The sequence below is a fragment of the Actinomycetospora sp. genome, from assembly GCF_055612215.1.
On the sequence record NZ_JBVPVA010000772.1, the window covers coordinates 1 to 6,020 of the forward strand.

Here is a 6,020-nt window from a genome sequence, read left to right on the forward strand (position 1 = left end):
GCGCTCTCCGCGGCGGGGGGCTGATCGAGGTGTCCCTGACCGACGAGTCCCGGCCCCGCGCGGCCCGCCCCGACGGCCTCGGCAGCCTCCCGCCGCTGGTCGTGCCCCAGCCCGCGCGCCTGCGGGCCACGCTCGGCGCCGCCGAGGAGATCCTCGGCGGCCTCGCCCGCCGGTCCGCCCCGCGCGACGTCACCATCGGCGAGGCCCCGGCCGCCGACGCGTCCCATCCCGACGTCGTGGCCCACCGCGCGCTGCGTCGCGCCGTCTTCGTGGACGAGCAGGGCCTCTTCGGCGGCTCGACCGCAAGGATGGGGGCTGGCGACCTCGACGACACCGACGACGATCCCCGCGCGGTCGTCCTGCTCGCCCGCGACGGCGACGGGACCCCGCTCGGCGGCGTCCGGCTGGGCCCGGCCCGGCCCGGGGAGCCCGACCTCGGGTGGTGGACCGGCAGCCGGCTCGCGGTCAGCGTCGGCGGCCGTCGTCGGGCCGGGGTGCGCGTCGGTGCCGCCCTGGTCCGCGCCGCCGTCGCCCGTGCCGAGGCGGCGGGCGTGCTGCGCTTCGAGGCCGACGTCCAGGCCGTCAACGGGCCGCTGTTCACCCGCCTCGGCTGGGAGACCGTGCGGGCGGTGGACGTCCCCGGCGCGCCGGACGTGCCGCACCTGCGGATGCGCCACCCGATGGACCGCGTCCAGCGGCTCGTCGACGCCACCAAGTCCCCGCTCGGCGACCTCGTCGCGGGCCTCACCCCGCCCGGGTTCGTCGGCGACGACGGCGCCCCGGTGCCGGGCAGCGACGTCGTCGCCGCCTGCGACGCGATCCTGCCCGCGATGGTCGAGCGCGACCCGGAGTGGGCCGGCTGGTGCGGCGTGCTGGTCAACGTCAACGACCTCGCCGCCATGGGCGCGCGGCCGGTGGGCCTGCTCGACGCCGTCGGCGGCCGCGACGCCTCGTCCGTCGCCCGGGTGCTGCGCGGCCTGCGGGCCGCCGCGGACGCCTACGGCGTGCCGGTGCTCGGCGGCCACACCACCGTCGACGTGCCCGCCTCGCTCGCGGTGACAGCCCTCGGCACCACCCCGACGCCGGTCCCGGCCGGCGGCGGGCGGGTCGGGCACGCGGTCCGGCTCACCGCCGACCTCGACGGCGCCTGGCGCCCCGGCTACACCGGCCGGCAGTTCGACACCACCTCGCGCCGCCGGCCCGAGGACCTCCGCGCGATGGTGAACGCCCTCGGTCCCGACGCCGCCGTGCGGCCCGCCGCCGCGAAGGACGTCTCGATGGCGGGCCTCGTCGGGACCCTCGGGATGCTCGCCGAGGCCAGCGGCACCGGCGCCGTCCTCGACGTCGCGGCCGTCCCCCGGCCGGGCGGCGTGGGCGTCGCCGACTGGTTCACCTGCTTCCCCGGCTTCGGCCTGCTCACCACCGACGAGCCCGGAGCGCCGCTCCCCGCCGCCGGCCCCGCGATCGGGGCGGTCTGCGGGGCGCTCACCGACACGCCCGGCGTGAGCCTGCGCTGGCCCGACGGGGAGACGACAACCGCCGTCGCCGGCCCCGTGACCGGGCTGGGCCCGGCCACCGCACCCGAGAGGACCACCTGATGACCGTCACCTTCGCCGCCGCCGCCGAGGGCTTCGTGCGCGACCTCGACGAGGACTTCCGCCGCATCGAGAAGCTCCTCGGCCGCGCCCGCGAGGCCGGGGCCGGGCTGCTCGCGCTGCCGGAGGCGGCCCTGGGGGGCTACCTCTCGTCGCTGAACGGCGACCACGAGGACGAGCCCCCGCAGCTCGACGGCGACGGCCCGGAGATCCGGCGGCTGATCTCCCTCGCCGGGGACATGGTCGTCACCGCCGGGTACTGCGAGCGCGGTGACGACGCGTCGGGCGGCCTGCCCTACAACAGCTGCGTCGCCGTGACCGGCGACGGCGTGCTCGGCCGGCACCGCAAGGTGCACCAGCCGCTCAACGAGAACAACTCCTACGCCGCCGGCGACCGGTTCGCCGCCTTCGATACGCCGGTCGGGCGCATGGGCATGATGATCTGCTACGACAAGGCCTTCCCGGAGGCCGCGCGGGCGCTCGCGGTCGACGGCGCGCGGGTGGTGGTGTGCATGTCGGCCTGGCCCGCGTCGCGCACCAACCAGGCCCCGGTGCTCGCCGACGACCGCTGGACCCGCCGCTTCGACCTGTTCGACCGGGCGCGGGCGCTGGAGAACCAGATCGTCTGGGTCTCGGCCAACCAGGCCGGGGAGTTCGGCACGATGCGTCTCGTGGCCAGCGCGAAGATCGTCGACCCCGGCGGCGAGGTGCTCGCCACGACCGGGACCGAGGCGGGGCTCGCCGTCGCCGCCGTCGACGTCGACGGGTCGGTGGACGCCGCCCGCCGGTTCATGGGGCACCTGCGCGACATGCGCCGCGGGAGCTACTCCCCGGTACCCGCGTCGGCCTGAGACCCTGCACCGGTGCTCCGCATCGCCGCGGCGGCGGCCCACTTCACCCGCGACCTCGAGTTCGACCTCGAGAGGATCGGCGTGATCATCGCGCACGCCCGGGAGGCCGGGGTGGGGCTGCTCGCCCTGCCCGACGGGGCGCTCGGCGGGTACATCACCGACCTGCGCCCGAACGACGCGGACGCGGTCGACCTGCCGCCCGCCCTCGAGCCCAACGGCGACGAGGTGCGCTCGGTCATCGACCTGGCCGGTGAGATGGTGGTGTGCCTCGGCTACTGCGAGAAGGGGTCCGACGGCGAGCTCTACAACGCCGGCGTGGCGCTCTGCGGCGACGGCATCCTGGGGCGGCATCGCAAGGTGCACCACCCGGCCGGCGTCGCCAAGGTGTTCTCGGCGGGCTGCGGGTTCTCCGCCTTCGACACGCCCGTGGGCCGCATGGGCATGCTCATCGACCACGACAAGACGTTCCCGGAGTCGGCGCGCTCGCTCGCCGTCGACGGCGCGTCCATGATCGCGTGCCTCTCGGCGTGGCCGACGTCGCTGACCAACCGGGCCCCGCGCATGGCCCAGGACCGCCAGGCGCGGCTGTTCGACCTCTACGACCAGGCCCGCGCGGCCGAGAACCAGGTGCTGCTGCTCTCGGCGAACCAGAGCGGGCGGTCCGGCGCGCTGCACTTCCTCGGGCGCGCGAAGGTCGTGGGCCCCGGCGGGGAGATCCTGGCGCGCACCTGGTCCAAGGGCGGGCTCGCCGTCACCGAGGTCGACCCGGCGGCCATGGTCGACGCGGCGCGCGCGGTCCTGCACCACCTCGAGGAACGCCGGCCGTCGGCGTACCGATCATGACGCGGATCCGCCTCTCGACCTACTCGACGAAGCCGCGCGGCGGCGTCGTCCACACCCTCGCGCTGGGGGAGGCCCTGACCCGGGCGGGGCACGAGGTCGAGGTGTGGGCGCTGGCGCGCGGCGGGGACACCGGGTTCTTCCGTGAGGTGACGGTGCCGACGCGCCTCGTCGAGGTGCCCGAGATCGAGGGCGAGTCGGTCGGCGACCGCATCCTGCGCTCGATCGCGCTGCTCGCCGAGGCGCTGGCGGACGCCGGCCCCGTCGACGTCCGCCACGCCCAGGACTGCCTGACCGCGAACGCCGAGGGCGCGGCGCACGGCTACGACGACCTGGTCCGCACCGTGCACCACCTCGACCGGTTCACCACGCCGTCGCTGGTCGCCTGCCACGAGCGGGCGCTCGTCGAGCCCGCCGCGCTGCTCTGCGTCTCCGAGGCGGTCGCCGCGGAGGTGCTCACCGGATGGGGACGCACCGCACCCGTCGTCGGGAACGGGGTGGACGCGGCGCGGTTCGCGGTGGCCGCGTCGCACGGCGACGGCGCCCCGTGGCGGGAGCGGTTCGGGCCGTACGTGCTGGCCGTCGGGGGCATCGAGCCGCGCAAGGGGACCCGGGACCTGGTGGCGGCGATGGCCGCGCTCGCCTCCCGCGGGACCGGCGTGCCGCTCGTCGTCGCGGGCGGGGACACGCTCTTCGACTACCGGCCCTACCGCGATGAGGTCTTCGCGCTGGCCGCGTCGCTGGGGGTCGAGCCGGTGGTCCTGGGGCCGGTCGCGGACCCGGAGCTCCCCGGGCTCGTCGCGGGCGCGGCGGCCTTCGCGTTCCCGTCGACGAAGGAGGGGTTCGGCCTCGCCGCCATGGAGGCGCTCGCCGCCGGGGTGCCGGTGGTGGCCCGCGACCTGCCGGTGCTGCGGGAGGTGTTCGCCGGGGCGGTGCGCTTCGCCGCCGACGGCGAGGGCTTCGCGGAGGCGTTCGCGGACGAGCTGGCGGGGGTGCTCGCCGGCGGCGACGCGAGCGCCCCGGCCCGCACCGCGGTCGGGCGGGCCCTCGCGGCCTCGCACTCGTGGGACACCGTGGCGCGGTCCCACCTGGCCGCCTACGCCGGGATGCGCTGAGCGCACACGACGTCGTCGGGGGTCGGGCCTAGTCTCGCGGGCATGGCCGAGACGACGGACGTCCGCTTCTGGTTCGACCCCGTCTGCCCCTACTGCTGGCTGACCAGCACGTGGGTCCGGACCGTGGCCCCCCGGCGGAACCTCGCCGTCGAGTGGCGGTTCATCTCGCTGCGCCTGCTCAACGCCCACGTCGACTACGACGCGCAGTTCCCGCCCGAGTACGAGGCCGGGCACACCGCGGGGCTGCGGCTGCTCCGGGTGTGCGCGGCGGTCCGCGAGCACGACGGCCCGGAGGCCCTCGCCCGGTTCTACGAGGAGCTCGGGACGGCGGTCTTCGAGCACGAGCCGGTCCCCGAGCACACCGGCGCCCGGGAGCACCGCGGGACCCACGCCTACGTGCTGCCCGTCCTCGAGCGGGCCGGGCTGCCGACGGAGCTCGCCGACGCGGTGGACGACACGCGGTACGACGCGACGATCCAGGCCGAGACCGACGAGGCCCTGGCGCTGACCGGGCGGGACGTCGGCACCCCGATCATCCAGATCGACCCGCCCGACGGGCTCGCGTTCTTCGGGCCGGTCATCAGCCGCAAGCCCGCCGACGACGAGGCCGAGCAGCTGTGGGACCACGTCGTCGGCCTCGCGCGGTTCCCGGGGTTCGCCGAGCTCAAGCGCAGCCTGCGCGAGCGCCCGCAGCTCGCGGCGTACGGCGTCGGGGAGGGCGAGGTCGGGCTCACCGAGGACTGGCACGGCGGCAGCCGGCGGCAGCACCGCTGAGCCCGACCTGTCCCGGTCCCCGACCCCCACGTCAGCAACGGCACGTGCCTGTCACCTGACGTCAGGACGGCGCCGTTCGCGCGGGATCGGCCACGCTCACGCCGCGCCGTGGTGGATCTCCTCGTACACCGCGGGCGTCGAGCCGATCTCTTGCCACTCCGGGCCGGCGACGAGGGCCCGGAACTCGTCGTCGTGCGCGGCGGCCACCGCGGCCGGGGAGGTCCAGCGCGCGACGTTGACGAACCGGAAGCGCGCGTCCGGGGCGAGCGAGCGGTAGAGGTGGTGCTCCAGGTACCCGGAGCGGGTGCGCATGACGGCGTTCACGTCCTGCCAGCGCGCGAAGAAGTCGTCCTCGCGGCCGGCGGGGACCTCGAAGCAGTTGACGAAGGTGACGGACATCGGGAGCCTCCCAGTGGGTGCACTGCTGTGCATCGATTGCACAGCGGTATAGTGAGTGCCTCGGTCGAGGTTCGTCAAGGGAGGTCCGCGTGGTCACTCGGGAGGCGGGTGGCGCCCGGGAGGCGCAGCGCCGTCGGACGCGGCGGGCGATCCTCGACGCGACCGCGCGCCTGCTCGGCGACGGGGCCTCGCCGTCGGTGGCCGAGATCGCCGACGCCGCCGAGGTCTCCCGGCGCACCGTCTACCTGCACTTCCCGAGCCTCGACCAGCTGATGCTCGACGCGATCGTCGGGAGTCTGTCCGCCCCGGTCGACGAGGCGCTCGCCCGGGCGCCCGCCGACGACGTGCACGCGCGCGTCGCCGCCCTCGTCGACGGGGTCACCGCGACGATGGGGTCCTCGCTCGCCCTCGGCCGGCGCCTGATCGCGCTCACCGTGCAGGAGCCC

The 6,020-nt window shown here is 76.2% G+C and carries 7 protein-coding genes; 6 read left to right on the forward strand and 1 reads right to left on the reverse strand.

Annotated features, from left to right (window positions below; translation table 11 throughout):
* The first annotated feature begins 101 nt into the window (after positions 1 to 101).
* From AC0CYZ_RS21075 to AC0CYZ_RS21095, 5 genes are read left to right on the forward strand one after another with little or no spacing between them, the layout of a single operon-like run.
* Positions 102 to 1,598, forward strand: coding sequence for an MSMEG_0567/sll0787 family protein (locus AC0CYZ_RS21075; protein WP_472218915.1), 1,497 nt, complete (start codon positions 102 to 104; stop codon positions 1,596 to 1,598).
* Positions 1,595 to 2,446, forward strand: coding sequence for a carbon-nitrogen hydrolase family protein (locus AC0CYZ_RS21080; protein ID WP_472218917.1), 852 nt, complete (start codon positions 1,595 to 1,597; stop codon positions 2,444 to 2,446). Before AC0CYZ_RS21075 ends, AC0CYZ_RS21080 begins: the two co-directional genes overlap by 4 nt.
* A gap of 12 nt (positions 2,447 to 2,458) precedes the next feature.
* The gene (locus AC0CYZ_RS21085) at positions 2,459 to 3,289 is read left to right on the forward strand and encodes a carbon-nitrogen hydrolase family protein (protein WP_472218906.1); all 831 of its coding nucleotides are present in this window, start codon (positions 2,459 to 2,461) and stop codon (positions 3,287 to 3,289) included.
* Positions 3,286 to 4,401, forward strand: coding sequence for an MSMEG_0565 family glycosyltransferase (locus tag AC0CYZ_RS21090; RefSeq protein ID WP_472218908.1), 1,116 nt, complete (start codon positions 3,286 to 3,288; stop codon positions 4,399 to 4,401). The genes AC0CYZ_RS21085 and AC0CYZ_RS21090 overlap by 4 nt, the downstream gene beginning before the upstream one ends.
* A gap of 42 nt (positions 4,402 to 4,443) precedes the next feature.
* A complete protein-coding gene (locus tag AC0CYZ_RS21095; protein WP_472218909.1) occupies positions 4,444 to 5,175 on the forward strand; it encodes a mycothiol-dependent nitroreductase Rv2466c family protein in 732 nt (243 codons plus the stop codon).
* A gap of 96 nt (positions 5,176 to 5,271) precedes the next feature.
* Here AC0CYZ_RS21095 and AC0CYZ_RS21100 read toward each other — a convergent pair whose 3' ends face one another.
* The gene (locus tag AC0CYZ_RS21100; protein WP_472218911.1) at positions 5,272 to 5,574 is read right to left on the reverse strand and encodes an antibiotic biosynthesis monooxygenase family protein; all 303 of its coding nucleotides are present in this window, start codon (positions 5,572 to 5,574) and stop codon (positions 5,272 to 5,274) included.
* Between the two features lie 89 nt (positions 5,575 to 5,663).
* On the opposite strand from AC0CYZ_RS21100, the gene AC0CYZ_RS21105 reads away from it, so the two are divergent.
* Positions 5,664 to 6,020 (forward strand): TetR/AcrR family transcriptional regulator (locus AC0CYZ_RS21105; RefSeq protein ID WP_472218913.1); only part of this gene is annotated, 357 nt, incomplete at its 3' end.

Coding starts and splice junctions, on each gene's coding strand:
- AC0CYZ_RS21090 (WP_472218908.1), top strand. CDS start 3,286: ATGACGCGGATCCGCCTCTCGACCTACTCGACGAAGCCGCGCGGCGGC.
- AC0CYZ_RS21095 (WP_472218909.1), top strand. CDS start 4,444: ATGGCCGAGACGACGGACGTCCGCTTCTGGTTCGACCCCGTCTGCCCC.
- AC0CYZ_RS21100 (WP_472218911.1), bottom strand. CDS start 5,574: ATGTCCGTCACCTTCGTCAACTGCTTCGAGGTCCCCGCCGGCCGCGAG.